Genomic DNA, 16568 nt, shown 5'->3' with positions numbered 1-16568 from the left:
GGCAACAAAAAGTGAGCAGAGGGATTGATGAGCAAGAAAAGAAGGCCGCGCCGGCGGGGTACGAGGTGCGCCGTGCGAACGTGGACATGCCCCCCGGGGCTGGGGTGACCCGGCCCCAGGGGGCGATTCCTCACTGCGCTACAGGATGAGGACGCATCAGATGGCGGCGCGGGTCACGCGGCGGACGAGCTTCGTCATGGGACTGCACCTCCTTCGCATTCTTACCTCGTGGCAAGGGAACTGACAGGGCGCCTCAGATGGCGGCGCGGGTCACGCGGCGGACGAGCTTCGTCATGAGGGGCACCCCCTTTCCTGGATCCGGGCTCCACGTGGCGTGGTGCCGAAGCGAAGTGCCGTCCATGGCCGGACGGGCGTTCCTGCCACCGACGCGTACCTTGTGGGCACCACGCAGGGGGCAAGTCTGTGAGGGACGCGGCGCGTCACGGCGCCGCGCCGGGACCGGCAGGTCTCAGGCGACGGCCGCGGGGTGCAGCCCACCGTCACCGGCCGGCGGGCGGATCACCTCGGCGTCGGCCGCGCCGCGCCGGGCCGCCCATACGGAGTCGGCCAGTTCCTCCAGCAGGGCTAGGACCGACGGATCGGTGAACCCCTGGTCCGTACGCGGCAGGGCTTCCGCGTCGCCGAGCGCGAGGGGCCGGTGGTCGATGAGGACCGCTCCGGAGCGTTCGAGGTTCACCCGCAGTCCCGGCTGGGCGTCCGCCGCCCCGCGGGGCCCGGGTGAGGCGCTCATCAGCGCCGTCGGCAATCCCGTCAGGGCGCTGTCGCCCCAGGGGCGGGAGAGCCAGTCCAGGGCGTTCTTCAGGACACCTGGAGCGCCTCCGTTGTAGGAGGGGGTGCTGATCACCAGGGCGTCCGCCGATCCGAGCAGCCGCCGCGCCCGGGCCACGGTGGCCGGGCCGTCGGCCGCGTCGAGGTCCTGGTCGTAGTACGGCAGAGTCCGCAGATCCAGCAGCGGCGTGTGCACCTGTGCGCCCCGCCGCGCGAGCAGCCGGCCGATCGTCGCGACTGCGGTGCTGTTCACCGAGCCGCGCCGCAGACTGCCCGACATCAGTACGATCCTGGTCACCCCGGTCTCCCTGTCCTTCGGACGGTTCCCCATCGGCCCCCGCCTTCCGATGACTTGAGAGTGCCGGAGCGGGTTCCCGACGCGGTCCCGATCCGTTACCGGGGGTGCGGGACAGGTGAATTCCCTTCCTGCAAAGGGTGGTTCAGTCGCTCGACCGGTAGTTCATGAACCAGTGCGTGTCGAAGTAGTGGGCCATCGTGAACGGGTGGTGCGGGTCGGTCAGGACCCGGCATACGAACTCCGCGGCCCGGCAGTCGAAGGCGACGTCCTCACCGTCGAAGGACCGGACGACGACGGTCCAGCGATCGGGGTCGTCGCCGTCGGCCTTCCAGCAGTGCAGGTTCTCGTGCTCCGTGCCCGCCCAGATGAGCAGGCCGTCCCGGCTGAGACCTGTCCAGGGCTCCTGGTTCAGGCCCAGGAATCCGTCGAAGGCACCCTCTCCGAACGTCTCGACCATGCGCTTGTAGTCGCTCGGCAGCGCGGTGCCCAGGCGCGACTCCGTCTCCGTCCAGTCCACGTCCGGCCGCCGAGCGGGCTGCGTCCACCCGGTGATCTGTTCGAGCCGCACCACCCAGTCGACGTCCTCGCCCTCGTCCTCAACGACTCGCGGAGGCTCGGGCACTTCCCTGGGCGCGACCACGAGCACCGGCCTTTCGATCCCTTCGGCGTCATGCGTCGTGCCCGTGCCCACCCACTGATCCCCGTACGCCCACGCTCGTATCGTCACGGCCCGGTCCTCGAATGCCCCGAGCAGAGCGGCGCCTTTGGAGTCGTCGACCGTCGGATCGGTGACGCCGTCGAGGACGAGGGTGCGCGGTGCGCCGTACCTGTCGCAGAGCAGGTCGGTCACATGCTGCGGGTCCAGGTCGAGGGGCAGGTACATGTGTCCGCCTCCCGGGCCGAGTTGCGCCAGAAGGTCGTTGACGGTCGATTGCGTGAGCTCCATGGCGGACAGTGAAGCGCACGGCACTGACACTCAAGGCTCAGCCGCGACCGTCGCGGGGCTTCTCCCACAGCAAGGTGTAGCGCCACAGCAGGCGGCGCCGGAACTGGCTGCCCGGCAGCACACGGTGGGCGATCTCGCGTGCTTCAGCGAACGTGGTGTCCGGGTCCGCCACGGGCATCTTCGCCGGTGCGGTGCTGCCTCCCCTGCGCCGGCTCAGCAGTTTCACCGAGGGGACCGCCGCGGCCAGGTGGAGTAGATCGACGACGGATCCGGGGCCGGCGAGTCCGATGACGGCCAATCTCCCGCCGGGGGCCAGCAGCTCGGCCGACCGGGCCAACGCGCGTTCGGTGCCAAGGTGGTGAGCGACGGCCACCATGGTGATCAGGTCGTAGTGGCCCAGCGGAAGCTCACGGCCACCTGCTTCGAGGAAGTCCGCCTCCAGGAACCGGGCGTTCTCGACCCCTTCGCTCTTCTCCCGAGCCGACTCGACCATCTCCGCGGAGAGATCGATCCCGGTGACCCGGCCGGACCTCGAAGCCAGCAGACGGGCGAGTGTTCCGTCCCCGCACCCCACGTCCAGCGCCTCGCGACAGTTCCCGGGCACGAAGCCGAGAACAACGGGATAGTAGTGAATGTTCGGATTCCATCGACCAATATCCATGGCGTCACATTAAATTGAGCCGGTTATCGGGTCAAACCCCGTTTATGCCCGGACTAATTGAGGACAGATTCGGGATCGATTCAGGACCCGAAATCCGCAAGCTATTTCATTGGGCGGCGCGGCAGTGGCTGGTGCCAGCCGCCCAGCGTCGCGAGGAGGAACTGGCGGGCATACATGCGTATTTCGGACCACGCCGGGTCGGTGATCAGGGCCTCGTTCCACAAGTCGGCGCCACGCGCGGTGTCGATCTCGGTGAGGCAGCGGCCGATGGCCCGGAGATCGGGCAGATTCCGGGATTCGAAGAATCCGCGCTCCGCAAGCCCCTCGGAGACGCGGCAGAGGAGTTCCAGCTCTTCCACGACGGACTCCGTGTCCCATTGCCGCTCGCCCAGCCAGGCAAGCTGGTCCTGAGCGTCTGCCGCGAGCAGGGCCGTAATACGCAGGGTCCATATACGCATGTGCGCGTCACCGAGATCATTCATCCGGGCAGGATCGCACGGCGGGCTCCCCTCGCTCGTCGGCGGTCGCCGTGGGCGAGGGGAGCCCGGGTGGTGGGCTCAGGTGCAGGTGGGTACGCCGTCCAGCCAGGCCGGGCCCTGGATGTAGATGTTCGTCATCCAGGCCTTGTAGTCGGGCAGATAGGCCCAGGCGTCGTTGGTGTAGCCGTCGGATGTGACGACCTCGGCGTGCTTCTGGCACTCGACCCGGATGATGGTCGGACCGGGGAAGGCGTAGACGCGGCCGGCGCCGACGGAGGGTGCCTTCTTCGTCCACACTCCGGTGCCCCAGGTCTTGAAGACATGCCCGGTGACCGCGCCGGTGTTGACGCGGAGGGCCCCGAAGTAGTCGCCGCCCAGGCGGACGTCACTGACCATCAGATGCGTACCGGACTGCTTCGCCTCGACCATCTTGCCGGCGCCGAGGTAGATCGCGATGTGGTGCAGGTCCGCCGAGGTCCCGTAGGCCAGCAGATCGCCGGGGAGCAGCGGGGCGGTGCCCTGGTCGGCGGTGAAGCGGGCGGCGGCGCGGACCGTGTAGTACTGCTGGCTGGCGTCGCCGTTGAGGATGTCGGAGCCTGCGGCCTGTGCGTAGGCGTACCGCACCAGGCCCGAGCAGTCGAAGCCCAGCCGCTCGGGGTCGTGTTCGCTGGCCGGGTCGATGGGGTCGACCTGGCCGTAGGTGGCGCCGGGCTGGGCGCCGTGGCCGCCGCCCCACGTGTACCAGGTGCCCGCGTCGACTTGGGCGCAGGCGGCGGCGATCGCGCGCTCGGCGGCCGCGGAGCCGCCGGACGCGAGGACTCCGCATCCGCTTGCCGCCGGGGCGGTGGACGCGGCGGGCGCGGCGACTGCCGCGGGCGCCCAGAGGAGGAGGGCCAGTAGCCCGATGAGTGTGCCGATGATTCCGGTCCGCCGGAGCATGCCGGGACCCCCGTTTTCTGTGCTGCGTGAATGGTCGTGCATCAGCCTGCCGACCGGGCCTCGGTGGGTCGAGCACCCGGCGTCACCCCACGCCGAGAGGCAACGGGAAACCCTTGGGAAACCCCCCGCCACCAGTGCGATCCGGCCGGCCGCCCGCCGTCAGGGCCGCGCGCACCCGGGAGTGAGGGACACGGGCAGTCCCGGCATCAGCGCCTTGCGCTCCCGTGGACCGATCGCCCGGCGCAGTCGGCAGATCCTGGTGAGCCGGGCGCCGAGGTCCAGGTCCCACAGGCGTACGGTCCCGTCGTTGCTGCTGCTGGCCACCGTCCGCCCGTCCGGGGTGAACGCGACGCCCCACACCGCGTTCGTGTGCCCGGTGAGCGTGGCCCAGGGCCGCCGTCCGGGCACGTCCCAGAGCCGAACCGTACGGTCGCTGCCGCTGCTTGCGATCAGGCGGCCGTCCGGGGAGAAGGCGATGCCGCGGACCGAGCCGGTGTGGCCGGTCAGGGAGGCCTCGAGGCGACGGTGGCGGACGTCCCACAGGCGGACCGTGCCGTCGTTGCCGCTGCTCGCGAGGGTCGCCCCGTCGGGGCTGAAGGCGACGCCGCGTACGGCGCCGGTGTGCCCGGTGAGGGTGGCGAGCAGGCGGTGGCCGGCCGTGTCCCACAGCCGTACCGTCAGATCGTCGCCCGCGCTGGCCAGGGTGCGGCCGTCCGGACTGAACGCGACATCGTTGGCGTAGTCCACATGCCCGGTCAGGACGGCGAGTTGACGGTGGGTCGCGACGTCCCACAGGCGGACCGTGCGGTCGGCGCCGGCCGAGGCGAGGGTGCGGCCGTCCGGGGCGAACGCCACCGAGAACACGTCCCCGGTGTGGCCGGTGAGGGTGACGAGCGCGCGGTGCGAGGGGATGTCCCACAGCCGGACGGTGCCGTCCGAGCCCGCCGACGCCAGGGTGCGGCCGTCCGGCGCGAACGCCACCGAGAACACGCTCTCGCGGTGGCCCGTGAAGGTCCGCACGATCCGGTGCCGGGCCACGTCCCACAGCCGTACGGTGTGGTCCGCGTCAGCGGTGGCCAGCAGTTTTCCGTCCGGGCTGTACGCGGCCTGCGAGACCTCAGTGAACGGACGCGCCGTCAGCACCGGGCCGCGCAGGTCCCACAGCACCACGGACTGGTCGAACCCTCCGGTGGCGAGCGTCCACCCGGTGGAGTTCACGGCGACTGACATCACGTAGTCGGTGTGGCCCGCGAGGATCGCGGCCGGCCGGCCGGTGTGGACGTCCCACAGGCGGGTCGTGCCGTCGCCGCCCGCGCTGACGACCGTGGTGCCGTCCGGCGTGTAGGCGACGGCGTTGACGTCGTCGCTGTGTCCGGCGAGCTTCGCCGTGGCCCGGTGCGTGACCACGTCCCACAGCCGTACGGTCCGGTCGACGCCGCCGGAGGCCACGCTGCGCCCGTCCGGGGCGAAGGCCACCCCGAGCACTTCGTCGGTGTGCCCCCTGAGGACGGCCAGTTGGCGGGCCCGGTCGGTGTCCCACAGCCGTACGGTCCGGTCGGAGCCGCCCGAGGCCAGGGTCCGCCCGTCCCGAGCGTAGGCGAGCGAGTCGACGCGGCCGGTGTGGCCGACGAGCCGTACCGGGGTGGGGCGGTCGCCGCCCACGTCCCACAACTGGATCGATCCGTCGTCGGCCGCGACGGCAAGGGTACGGCCGCGGGGGTCGAAGGCGAGTGCGTGGGCGCCGTGGGTGGCCGCGGGCAGCAGGGCCCGCAGCCGGTGGTCGGCGGTGTCCCAGATCCGTACCGGCCCGTCCGTGGAGGTCGCCGCGAGCGTGCGTCCGTCGGGGCTGAAAGCCACCGAGCGGACGCGTCCGGGGAGGGTGAGGGTGGCGGTGGTCCGGTGGTCTGCGGTCCGGCGCAGCTGTACGGTGCCGTACGCCTCGGCCGTTGCGAGGAGCCGGCCGTCGGGAGCGAAGGCGACCGCGTTGACGGGCCCGTGGTGGCCGACGAGGCGGGCGGAGAACGCCTGGGCCTGGGTGCTCAGCAGGGCGCCGCGCGCCTCGGGGGTGGCGGCGGCGCGGTAGGCCTCCTCGGCGAGCAGCATGGAGGCCTCGGGCTGGCCGCCGGCCAGGGAGGTGGACTGCACGGCGAGGGCCTGGGACCGGGCGACGCGTTCCTGGTCGAGAGCGGCGGAACGCTGCTGGTAGGCGAGGCCGCCCGCGGTCACGGCGAGGCCGAGCAGCACGGCCAGGACGACGAGCAGACCCTGTTTCAGGCGTGTCTGACGTCTCGTCATGAGTTGGTGGAGGTCCTCCTCGGCCTGGCTGGCCAGAAGGAAGGCCTCTTCGCGGGGGCCGAGACGGCCGCGGGTGTCGAGGTCGTCGGCCCAGGAGCGGACGGTGTCGAGCCGGGTGCCGCGGTAGAGCGCGGAGGGGTCGCGGTGCTCGCGCTCCCATTCGGCGGCGGCGTGGGCGAGTTGCTGGTGGATGAGGAGTCCGGCCCGGTCGGCGTGGATCCAGTCGCGCAGCCGGGGCCAGGCGTGCAGCAGGGCCTCATGGGTGATCTCGACGGTGTCCCGGTCCACGGTGATCAACCGGGCCCGGACGAACGCGTCGAGGGCGGCCGAGGCGGCGTCGGCGTCGCCGAGTTCTTCCATGAGGGCGCTGCGGCCGGTGCGGCGCCGGGTGGCGACGGTCCCGTCGTCGGACACGTGGACGAGCCGGGACAGGATGCGCCGGATCGACTTCTGTTCGGCCGGGTACAGCTGGGCGAACACGGTCTCGGCGGTGCGGGCGACGGCGCCCTGGATGCCGCCGGTGCGCTCGTAGCCGGCCACCGTGAGGGTGGTGTCCTCGCGCTGCTGCCAGGTGGCGAGGAGGGCGTGCGAGATGAGGGGCAGCGCGCCGGGCGGGGTGTCGTCGGGTGTGGTGGCGCCGCTCGCGCCGGCCGGTTCGTCGCGCAGGCCCGCGTCGCGCAGGAGGAGGGGGACCAGGCCGGGTTCGAGGGTGACGCCGGCGAGTTCGGCGGGCCGGGTGATGGACTCCCGCAGTTCCGCGACGGACATGGGGAGCAGGACGAACAGTCCCTCGCCGAAGAGGGGTGCGAGTTCGGGGAGTTCGAGGCAGCGTCCGGAGAAGTCGGCGCGGACGCCGAGCACGACGACCGCCGGGTCCGGGCAGGTGGACACCGCGCGCAGGACCCGGACGAAGGTCCGTCTCTCGTTCTCGTCGGAGCAGAGGGTGAACAGTTCCTCGAACTGGTCGACCAGGAGTACGGGCCGCACCGGGGGCGGGCGGCGGCCGTCGGGGCCCGGCGGGGCGTCGTCGGAGCGGGCGCGGACGGCCTCCAGCAGGGCCTCGGGGCGGTCGGCCACCTGGGCCGCGGTGAGGTCGAGGTCGCTGCCGAGGACCTTCGTGGCCCGTTCGAGGAGTTCGTCGAGCGGGTGCGCGGTGGGTGTGAGGGCGACGACGGGCCAGCGGTCGGCGCCGGGCATGGGAAAGCCGCCGGGGCGCCGCAGTGCCGGGACGAGACCGGCGTTCAGCAGGGAGGACTTACCGGCGCCGGACGGGGCGACCACCAACAGCGGCCCACCGCCGACGCGTTGGAAGACCCGCTCGACCAGCGCGGCGGTGGCCCGCTCCCGGCCGAAGAAGCGAGCCGCGTCCTGGGGGGTGAACGCCGCCAGGCCGCGGTACGGGCAGGCGGGCGCACCGGTGTCGGCGGCCGGTCCGCCGCCGCGCTCCACCGGGGCGTTCTCCCGTACCAGCCGGAGCAACTCGCCCTCGGCGCGCAGGATGTGGTCGCACTGGCGGGCGACGTCGACGGTCGCCCGCTTGACGCCGGTCTCGATCTTGCTGAGATAGCCCTTGCTGTAGTGGGTCTGGCGCGCGAGGTCCGCCAGCGACAGACCGCGCTCCCTGCGCAACCGTCTCAGCTGCGCGGGAAACGACGGTGTGGCCTGTGCGGGGTTTTCCGGCTGGTCGGTCCGGTCGACGCCCGCGTGTACGTGTTCCTGGTCCCCCAAGGCGTCCCCCTAGGCACTGGCCTGCCCGGATCGTGAGACGGCGGATGCCCAGATTACTGCGGGGGTCGGACACGGAACCAAGCCTTTCACCCGGAGTGGCGAAAAACGGGACCGCCGGGACCGGTGTGGGGCCGGTCCCGGCGGTCGCTCCCCCGTGGCAAAGGGCGCGCGGGCGCGCTACGGGCGGTTGAGGGTGATGGAGTTGATGGGCCCGAGGTCGGCGTAGACGGCGTACCCCTCGGGGATCGGCGTGCCGCAGTTCGTGCCGTTGTAGCCCTTGCACAGGCTCATGGAGGCGCCGCCGTACTGGTTGTTGTAGACCCAGTGGTTGCCGAACTGGTTGCTCAGGTTGTGGGCGCCGTAGCTGTAGTACACGTTGGTCGGGTGCGGGTTGTCGGTCGGTTCCACTCCCTGGCCGTAGATGCAGACCGCGCCGTACGGGCATCCGTCCCACGAGTCGTCGGCGGGCGCGGCCTGGGCGGCGCCGCTCATCGCCACCACTGCCGTGGCCGCGGTCGCGAACGCGGCGGCGGCGCTCAACATCTTGCGCATGTTTCCCCCTAGTGGGTCTCCTGCGTCGTCGCAGGCCGTGCTTCGAGCTGACGGGGATCAGCCTGTCCCGGGCCACTGCCGGGGTCGACGGGTTTCCTGTTGCCCGTCCCGGGGGCGGCCGGGAAACCCGGTGTGAGCTGGGGTTTCCCGGATGGGCGGTCAACTGGGCGGGCCGGACGGGTTACCGGTGGCACCACCGGCGGAGCGGTGTCGTCAGGAGGCGTGGCGGAAGAGCGCGGCCGGGCCGATGACGTCGGGCCCGTACTTCTCCCGCACCCGGTCGACGGCCTCCTCGGCGACCAAGCGGGCTTCGCGAGCGTCATCGAGGCTGATCTGCGTAGCGACCTGATCGGCGTCCACGAGGTCCTCACCCTTGAGGGCGAGCCCGGTCAGCCGTCCGCGCTGGAGACCGGCCGCATCCATCAGCCGGTAGGCGAGCAGCCGCAGGTCGTCGTCGTGCGCGGACGGCTCCGCGAGGCGGCGGGTCCGCTCCCAGCGGCCGCCGCCGGCGAAGCGCAGGGTGAGCGTCACGGCTCGGGCGGCCTGGTCGCGCCGGCGCAGCAGCAGACCGAGCCGCACGACCAGTTCCAGCAGAGCGGCGCGGACGTCGGCGCCGTCCAGCACATGGCGGTCGAAGGCGCGGCTCACTGCCGCCGTGGTGGGCAGTTCGCGGGGCACGACGGGCCGCGGGTCGATGCCGCGGGCCCGGTCCGACGCCGTCCGGCCGGCCTTCCCGCCCAGCAGACGCTGCACGGTGGCGGGCTCGACGGCGGCGAGCAGGCCCACACTGTGGATGCCGTAGTCACGCAACACGTCGGCCTGACGCGAGCCGATGCCGTGCAGTGCACCGACCGGCAGCGGGCCCAGCCAGGAGGTGACCTGGTCCGGGGCGACGGCGAGGACGCCGCCGGGCCCGGGTGCCCGGGCGGAGGCGGTGGCGGCCACGGTGATCGTGGGGCCGATGCCGATCCGGAGGTCGATGCCGAGGCGCGAGAGCGTGCGCACGCGCAGGATCTCCCCCAGGCGGCGCGCGTCCGCGCCGTGGTAGCGCAGGGCGCCCTTCAGCTCCACCAGCGCCGCACCGGGCGGGAGCGCCCGCACCACCGGGGAGAGCTCCGCCAGCTGCTCCAGGACCTGCCGGTAGCCCTCCTCCCCCAGCCCGTCCGGGCAGCGCACATGCATCACCGTCGACACCTCGTGTGCCCTCGTCATGACCCTCACCTCCCACAACCACGTTATCGAACATAAAATCGAACACGCGAGGACGCGCAGCACGGAATCATGAGCATAGAATCAAAAATGTGTTCGATGACCTGCCGCCCGACCTGGAACGCCTGCACACCCTGCGCGTCTGGCACGCCCTGTGGCTGGCGCGGATCGACGCGAAGATCGAGGCGCTGCGACTGCGGCAGGCCGAGGCCGAACACGGCCGGCACAGAAGGCCGCGGCCACCGGAGTGGATCGTCGAGCTCGGCATCGGCACCGGCCGACGGCCCGTCCAGGTGCACGCGGGCGACTGCCACATGGCCGGCTCCCGTCGCCGGCCCGTCGGCCGCGACGAGGCCCGCCGCCTCCTCACCGCCGGCCTCGGAGCCTGCGCCCACTGCCGGCCCGACGCACAGCTCGACGTCGTGGACTTATCCCCCGAGAGGTCCGGTCACCCTTCGACCGCAGCACGATATCGCCCGATACCCTGAACTTTGGGCGATATACCACTTATCGCCCAGAACAGGATCTCTCCCGATGACGACTCCCCCGCCCCCGGTCAGCGAGCCCGACCCGTCCGCGCTCACCTGCCCCGGTGACAAGGTCGGCCCGTGCGCCGCCTGCCAGCGCAAGACCCACAAGTACGGCTCCGGCGGCAGCCCGCTGTGCCAGTGGTGCATGGCGGCGGCGCAGGAGCAGTGGGGCCCCGGCGTGCGCTACACCAGCACCAGGCCGTGAATCCCGCCGCCCGTGCCTCCCGCGGCTCGCGCTGCGGTCGGCCAGGCGTCCACCCTTCTCTCACCGAACGGGACGGCCGCGCAGTTCGCCGTGCACCGCCCAGGCCACCGAGACCATCGGCACCGCCACGACCGCTCCGACCACGCCGGCCAGGATGCCCCCGGCGATGACGGAGACGGCCACGACGACCGGGTGCAGCCGGACCGCCCAGCTCATCACCAGCGGATGCAGTACATGGCCCTCGATCTGGCCGACGATGACGATCAGCGCGAGGACCACGAGCGCGATGACCGGCCCGCGCGAGGCGAGGGCGACCACCGTGGCCACGCCCAGCGCGACGGGCGATCCCACCAGCGGGACGAACGCGGCGAAGAACTCCAGCAGCGTCAGCGGCAGGGCCAGCGGCACCCGCAGCACGAACAGGGCGACTCCGACCAGCACCGCGTTGGTGGCCGCCACGATGACGATCCCCCGCGTGTACCCGGCGAAGGTCCGCCAGGCCGCACGGCCCGCACGGCTCCACGGGTCCCGGGCCGGCTGCGGCAGCCACTCCTGGAACCAGCTCCAGAACCGGTCGCCGGAATGGATGAAGAACAGGGAGCAGAACAGCGCGAGCACCCCTGCGGTCAGCACCTCCACGAGCCGTCCCGCCCCGCTCACCGCGCTGCTGATCAGTGTGGAGCGGTGCTCGGAGACGAAGGTGTTCAGCTTGCCCTGAAGGTCCGACATCACCGTGGGACTCACATGGAAGGGCGGCCCCTGCAGCCACCGCTCGATGCGCCCGACACCCCCGCTGAACTCCCGCCCGAGCCGGTCCCACTCCCTGGCCACCAGTTCGCCGACCAGCGCCAGCAGACCGAGGACCGCCATCAGGCTGCCCAGGACACTGACCACCACTGCCAGGGACCTGGGCAGCCGGCGCGCCAGGAGATCGGCGAGGGGACGCAGTACGGAGGTCACGACCAGGGCGAGGAACAACGCCACCGCGACCAGCTGCAGACGTCCCAGGATCACGAAGCCCGCGTACACGGCCGCCCCGAGCACCAGCAGCCGCCACGCGTACGCGGCGCCCACCTTCAGCCCGTGGTGCACGGCCACACCGTCCCCGGGGCGCCGCACTTCGACGGCCGCCCGGCGCGCCCGGGCCACCGTCCCGACGCCACGGGCCGGCCGGCTGCCGAGCACGACGTACCGCATCCGCCGCGGGCCGCGGCTCGCACCGCGACCGGCTCCTGGGTCCGCACCCGGATGTCGGGGCGACCGACGCACGGCGTCGCTCACCTGCACGTCACCGCCTCACGTCATCGAGACCACGCAGCTACGTGTCCCCAAAGACGCCACTTTCTAAATCGGACTGCCCCGGACGGCCCCGAACGCACCAGGGCATCCGGTTCAGTGCGCGCCGTCGTCACCGTGACTGCGGACGATCTCCTTCACCTTGGCCACCGCGAATCCCCAGCCCTGTTCGACGGTGGGCTTGGCCGGTACGGCGATCTCGTCGGGGTTGGTGAGCACGTCGAGCAATACCGGTCCCGGGGTGTCGAAGGCCCGGCGTACCGCCTTCTCCAGGTCGCCCGGGTCGGTGACGCGGATGCCGGTGATGCCCATGGCCGTGGCCACGGCGGCGAAGTCGGGGTTGTCCAGGACGGTGCCGAACTCCGGCAGCCCGGCCTGTTCCTGCTCCAGTTTGACCATGCCCAGACGACGGTTGTCGAAGACGACGAGCTTCACGGGGAGGCGATGCGTCTTCAGCGTCATGAGATCGCCGAGGAGCATGCTCAGGCCACCGTCTCCGCAGAAGGCCACGACCTGCCGTTCCCGGTCGAGACACTGTGCGCCGAGCGCCTGCGGCATGGCGTTGGCCATGGAGCCGAGGTTGTAGGAGCCGATGAGCCGCCGCTCCCCCCGCATCTCGACGAAGCGCGAGAGCCAGACCGTCGCCATGCCCGTGTCGGAGGTGAAGACGGCGTCGTCGGCGGCCAGCCGGTCCACCACGGCCGCCAGCGCCTCGGGCCGGATGTCGTGGGTGCGGTTGTCCAGCGACGAGCGCATGCGGCCGAGCAGGCCCTTGTCGTGTGCGGGGTCGGCCAGCCGGGCCTGACCCGCGCGCCACTGCTCGAAGCGTTCACGGGCCTTGTCCAGGTGCGAGCGGTCCCGGGCGCCGTCCGCCCCGGCGGGGGCGGCCGAGAGGTGGGTCAGGAGGTCGCGGACGGTGGCGCCGGTGTCGCCGACGAGACCGACCTCGACGGGCACCCGCCGTCCGATGTGGGCTGCCTCGGTGTCCACCTGGATGACGGTCTTGCCCTCCGGATACCAGTCCCGGTACGGGAAGTCGGTGCCCAGGAGCAGCAGGGTGTCCGCCTCCTGGAGGGCCGACGCGGCGGCCGGGTTGCCGATGAGGCCCGTCTGGCCGACCTGGAACGGGTTGGCGTCGCCTTCGAAGCCCTCCTTGGCCTTGAGGGTGAGGACCATGGGCGCGGCCAGCCGGTCGGCCAGGGCGAGGACGTCCTCGCGGGCGCCGTGTGCGCCGCGTCCGACGAGCAGGGTGACCCGTTCGGCGCGGTCCAGGAGGCCGGCGGCGTGCCGCACCGCGAGCTCATCCGGCCGGCTGAGCGGCGCGTCGAGCCCGAACCGGGCCGGGCGGTCGGTGCTCAGCTCGCGTTCGCAGAGGTCGCCCGGGACGGTCAGGACGGCGACGCCCTTGCGGCCCAGGGCATGGCGTACGGCCGTCTCCAGCATCTGCGGCATCTGGTCGGCGGAGGTGATGGTGGCGCGGAAGACGGCGACGTCGCTGAAGAGGGCGTCGTTGCCGACTTCCTGGAAGTAGTCGGTGCCGAGTTCGGCCAGCGGCACCTGTCCGGCGATCGCCAGGACGGGGGCGTGGCTCTTGGCCGCGTCGTACAGCCCGTTGAGCAGGTGGACGGAGCCGGGTCCGACGGTGCCCATGCACACTCCGAGGGTGCCCGAGAGCTGCGACTGGGCGCTCGCGGCGAACGCCGCCGCCTCCTCGTGCCGGCAGCCCACCCACTCCAGGCCCTCGGTGGTGCGAACGGCGTCCGTCAACGGGTTGAGCGCGTCTCCCACGACGCCGAACACCTGGCGCACGCCGAGTTCGCTCAGTGCGTCCACGATCACGCGGGCGACGGCACGGGCCACGATGGTTCCTCCAGGATCAGACGGTGAAGTGGTCGGGATCGGCGGCCTTCCAGTCGGCCGCCCAGGACTGCGGAGATTCGGCGAGCAACTGCCCCGGCTCCAGCCACTCGTACAGCTCCTCGTAGGAGCGTTCGGTGTAGGGGTCGAGGCGCCGGCGGAGCATGTGCGGGCGCAGGTCGGCGGGGTCGGTCACGCCCATGGACGCCATGAGCTGCAGGGCGCTCGCCACGGTGGCTTCCTGGAACCGCTGGACGCGCGGCGTCTTGTCGCGCACGTCGAGGGCGCGGGCTCGCCGGGGGTCCTGTGTCGTCACCCCGGTGGGACAGGTGTTGGTGTGGCAGCGCTGGGCCTGGATGCAGCCGACGGCGAACATCATCGCCCGTGCCGCGTTGCCGTAGTCGGCGCCCTGCACCAGACGCTTGACCAGATCGGTGCCGGTGGCGATCTTGCCGCTCGCGCCGATCCGGACGCGGTCGCGCAGTCCGGTGCCGACGAGGGCGTTGTGCACGGTCAGCAGCCCCTCGGTCAGCGGGGCGCCCACATGGTCGGCGAACTCCAGGGGCGCGGCGCCGGTGCCGCCTTCGCCGCCGTCCACGATGATGAAGTCGGGGGCCGTGCCCTCGGCCAGCATGGCCTTGCACACGGCGAGGAACTGCCGGCGCGAGCCGACGCACAGTTTGAACCCCGTCGGCTTGCCACCGGACAGCTCCCGCATCCGCGCGATGAACCGGACGAGTTCGCGCGGGGTGGAGAACACCCTGTGGTACGGCGGTGAGATCACCGTCTTCCCTTCGGGAACGTCCCGCACCTTCGCTATCTCGCCGTTGACCTTCGCTCCCGGCAGGACCCCGCCGATGCCCGGCTTGGCGCCCTGCGACAACTTCAGGGACACGCACCTGACGTGGTCGTGGGCCGCCTTGTCGGCGAACTCGCCGGGATCGAAGTCGCCTTCGGGGGTGCGGCAGCCGAAGTATCCGGTGCCGATCTCCCACACCAGGTCTCCGCCCGGCCGCAGGTGGTACTCCGACAGGCCGCCCTCACCGGTGTCGTGGGCGAAACCCCCGGCTGCGGCACCTCCGTTGAGGGCGAGAACGGCGTTCGCCGACAGCGAGCCGAAGCTCATCGCCGACACGTTCAGCAGCGCCATGTCGTACGGGCGGCCGCAGTCCGGGCCGCCGATGCGGACCCTCGGCGGTGTCCCGGGCACCGGGCAGGGTGCCATCGAGGGCACCAGGAACTCGTAGCCGGGCTGGTAGACGTCCCGTTCGGTGCCGTAGGGCTGTTCGGCGTCGGTGCCCTTCGCCCGCTCGTAGACGATGCTGCGCACGTCCCGGTCGAAGGGGCGCCCGTCGTAGTTCCGCTCGATGAAGTACTGCTGGAGCTCGGGGCGGATCCGCTCCATGAGGAAGCGGGCGTGCCCCAGGACGGGATAGTTGCGCAGTACGGAGTGCTCCCGCTGCACCAGGTCGGCCAAGCCGACCAGCCCCAACAGACACAGGGGTACGGCGGCCAGGCACCACCAGGGCGAGAGTCCGACCGCGGCGACGGCTGCCGCGATGCCGCCCGCCAGGATCACAGCGACGATTGCCTTACGTATCACCCCTCGCTCATTGCCCTGGATCGGCCTGCCAGTCCTGCGGGTTCGTCAAGAAACCGGCAAGACACGGCGTGGGGGCCGGCCTGACCGCCCCTCATCCGTGAGGCCCGGCGGCTCGGCCGGCGTCGGGCAGTTCCAGGCCCCGTCGGATCTGGCTGTCCGCGGTCGCAACGATCGTCTCGACGACGTCCCGGGGCTCCCATCCCAGCACCGAACGGGCCTTGTCGTTGCTGATGACCGGAATGCGGCCGCGCAGAGCGGCGGCGTCCCGCGGGGCCGGTTCGGTCTTCGCGGCCTCTCGTACCTGCTCGACGGTCATTTCCGCGGAGGGCAGCAGTGCGGCCGCGGCGGGGAAGTGCTCCCGCAGGATGCGTGCCATGCCGAAGAGGCTGACGGCCGGTCCGCCGACGGCGATGAAGCGCTCACCCGCCGCCTTTGGGTGCAGCATGGCCCGCAGGTGCAGGTCCACGACCTCCCGTACATCGACGACGCCGAAGTACATGACCGGTACCACCGGCATCCGCCCGGTCAGCATGTTCCTGACCAGGCCGAGGGAGGCGGACGGCCGGTCGCCCAGCTGGGGGCCGAAGATGCCGGTGGGGTTGACGACGGTCAGCTCGATGTCTCCGTGAGCGCGGACGTGCTCCCAGGCGGCTCGCTCGGCCAGCACCTTGGACTTGTGATAGGCGGGCAGGCCCGGGGTGTGCGGGTCGGTCCAGTCGGTCTCGGAGTAGTGGTCGCCGGGTTTCACCGTGTATCCGACGGCTGCGTAGGACGACGTCATCACCACCCGCGCGATGCCCGCCGTCCGAGCCGCGGCGATGACGCGCAGCGCACCGTCGCGGGCCGGGACGACGACTTCGTCCTCCGTCTCGGCGGAGTGAGGGGGAACGGGGACGCGTGGTGCAGTACGTGGTCGACCCCGTCCATGGCCTCCGCCCAGCCACGGTCGGCGCCGAGGTCGGCGACGGCGAACTCCAGCCGCCCGGCCGGTTCGACCTCGGCCTGCCGCAGCGCGGCCAGGACCTGGGCCTCCTGGCCGGGCTCGCGGACGGTCACCCGGGCCCGGTATCCCTCGGCGATCAGCCGGGCGACGGAGTGACCGCCGACGAAACCGGTGCCTCCCGTGACCAGTACCCGCCCGCGCGCGGCGGGGGATGCGGCGACCTGCTCTGTGCTCAAGG

At 71.8% G+C, this 16568-nt stretch carries 15 protein-coding genes; 2 read left to right on the top strand and 13 right to left on the bottom strand.

Annotated elements, in window-relative coordinates; all coding sequences use genetic code 11:
* Window positions 1–469: 469 nt before the first annotated feature.
* From FBY22_RS15675 to FBY22_RS15640, 8 genes are all read right to left on the bottom strand, one after another.
* The gene (locus FBY22_RS15675) at window positions 470–1087 is read right to left on the bottom strand and encodes an NADPH-dependent FMN reductase (protein ID WP_160159873.1); all 618 of its coding nucleotides are present in this window, start codon (window positions 1085–1087) and stop codon (window positions 470–472) included.
* Window positions 1088–1229: 142 nt separating this feature from the next.
* Entirely contained in the window at window positions 1230–2033 is an 804-nt protein-coding gene (locus FBY22_RS15670) for an SMI1/KNR4 family protein (RefSeq protein WP_142146062.1), read from the bottom strand.
* Between the two features lie 37 nt (window positions 2034–2070).
* Window positions 2071–2637, bottom strand: a complete 567-nt coding sequence (locus FBY22_RS15665) for a bifunctional 2-polyprenyl-6-hydroxyphenol methylase/3-demethylubiquinol 3-O-methyltransferase UbiG (RefSeq protein ID WP_260844858.1) — start codon at window positions 2635–2637, stop codon at window positions 2071–2073.
* Between the two features lie 158 nt (window positions 2638–2795).
* A complete protein-coding gene (locus FBY22_RS15660) occupies window positions 2796–3176 on the bottom strand; it encodes a hypothetical protein (RefSeq protein ID WP_142146058.1) in 381 nt (126 codons plus the stop codon).
* A gap of 75 nt (window positions 3177–3251) precedes the next feature.
* A complete protein-coding gene (locus FBY22_RS15655) occupies window positions 3252–4112 on the bottom strand; it encodes an NlpC/P60 family protein (RefSeq protein WP_142146056.1) in 861 nt (286 codons plus the stop codon).
* A 159-nt stretch (window positions 4113–4271) separates the two neighbouring features.
* Window positions 4272–8135 carry a helix-turn-helix domain-containing protein gene (locus tag FBY22_RS15650; RefSeq protein ID WP_142146054.1) on the bottom strand — a complete coding sequence of 1288 codons (3864 nt, stop codon included), beginning with the start codon at window positions 8133–8135 and terminating at the stop codon, window positions 4272–4274.
* Window positions 8136–8312: 177 nt separating this feature from the next.
* Window positions 8313–8687 carry a hypothetical protein gene (locus tag FBY22_RS15645; RefSeq protein WP_142146052.1) on the bottom strand — a complete coding sequence of 125 codons (375 nt, stop codon included), beginning with the start codon at window positions 8685–8687 and terminating at the stop codon, window positions 8313–8315.
* A 213-nt stretch (window positions 8688–8900) separates the two neighbouring features.
* On the bottom strand, window positions 8901–9899 hold the full coding sequence (locus tag FBY22_RS15640) for a hypothetical protein (RefSeq protein WP_142146050.1): 999 nt from the start codon (window positions 9897–9899) through the stop codon (window positions 8901–8903).
* An 89-nt stretch (window positions 9900–9988) separates the two neighbouring features.
* Between FBY22_RS15640 and FBY22_RS15635 the strand changes: the two genes are divergently transcribed.
* Together FBY22_RS15635 and FBY22_RS15630 are read left to right on the top strand one after the other, a co-directional pair.
* On the top strand, window positions 9989–10384 hold the full coding sequence (locus tag FBY22_RS15635; protein WP_142146048.1) for a DUF6233 domain-containing protein: 396 nt from the start codon (window positions 9989–9991) through the stop codon (window positions 10382–10384).
* A 46-nt stretch (window positions 10385–10430) separates the two neighbouring features.
* Window positions 10431–10631: a hypothetical protein gene (locus FBY22_RS15630; protein WP_142146046.1), complete on the top strand. Its 201-nt coding sequence runs from the start codon at window positions 10431–10433 to the stop codon at window positions 10629–10631.
* A gap of 60 nt (window positions 10632–10691) precedes the next feature.
* On the opposite strand, the gene FBY22_RS15625 is transcribed toward FBY22_RS15630, so the two are convergent.
* From FBY22_RS15625 to FBY22_RS44900, 5 genes are all read right to left on the bottom strand, one after another.
* The gene (locus tag FBY22_RS15625) at window positions 10692–11918 is read right to left on the bottom strand and encodes an AI-2E family transporter (RefSeq protein WP_399211178.1); all 1227 of its coding nucleotides are present in this window, start codon (window positions 11916–11918) and stop codon (window positions 10692–10694) included.
* Window positions 11919–12023: 105 nt separating this feature from the next.
* On the bottom strand, window positions 12024–13787 hold the full coding sequence (locus tag FBY22_RS15620; RefSeq protein WP_142146042.1) for a thiamine pyrophosphate-dependent enzyme: 1764 nt from the start codon (window positions 13785–13787) through the stop codon (window positions 12024–12026).
* A gap of 16 nt (window positions 13788–13803) precedes the next feature.
* On the bottom strand, window positions 13804–15387 hold the full coding sequence (locus FBY22_RS15615; protein ID WP_142146040.1) for an FMN-binding glutamate synthase family protein: 1584 nt from the start codon (window positions 15385–15387) through the stop codon (window positions 13804–13806).
* A gap of 91 nt (window positions 15388–15478) precedes the next feature.
* Window positions 15479–16216: an NAD-dependent epimerase/dehydratase family protein gene (locus FBY22_RS15610; RefSeq protein ID WP_399211470.1), complete on the bottom strand. Its 738-nt coding sequence runs from the start codon at window positions 16214–16216 to the stop codon at window positions 15479–15481.
* Window positions 16168–16566 carry an NAD-dependent epimerase/dehydratase family protein gene (locus FBY22_RS44900; RefSeq protein WP_260844857.1) on the bottom strand — a complete coding sequence of 133 codons (399 nt, stop codon included), beginning with the start codon at window positions 16564–16566 and terminating at the stop codon, window positions 16168–16170. Before FBY22_RS44900 ends, FBY22_RS15610 begins: the two co-directional genes overlap by 49 nt.
* Between the last annotated feature and the right edge of the window lie 2 nt (window positions 16567–16568).

Origin of the sequence: Streptomyces sp. SLBN-31, from assembly GCF_006715395.1 — a bacterium.
GTDB lineage: Bacteria > Actinomycetota > Actinomycetes > Streptomycetales > Streptomycetaceae > Streptomyces.
This window is presented reverse-complemented; position numbering and strand designations above follow the sequence as displayed.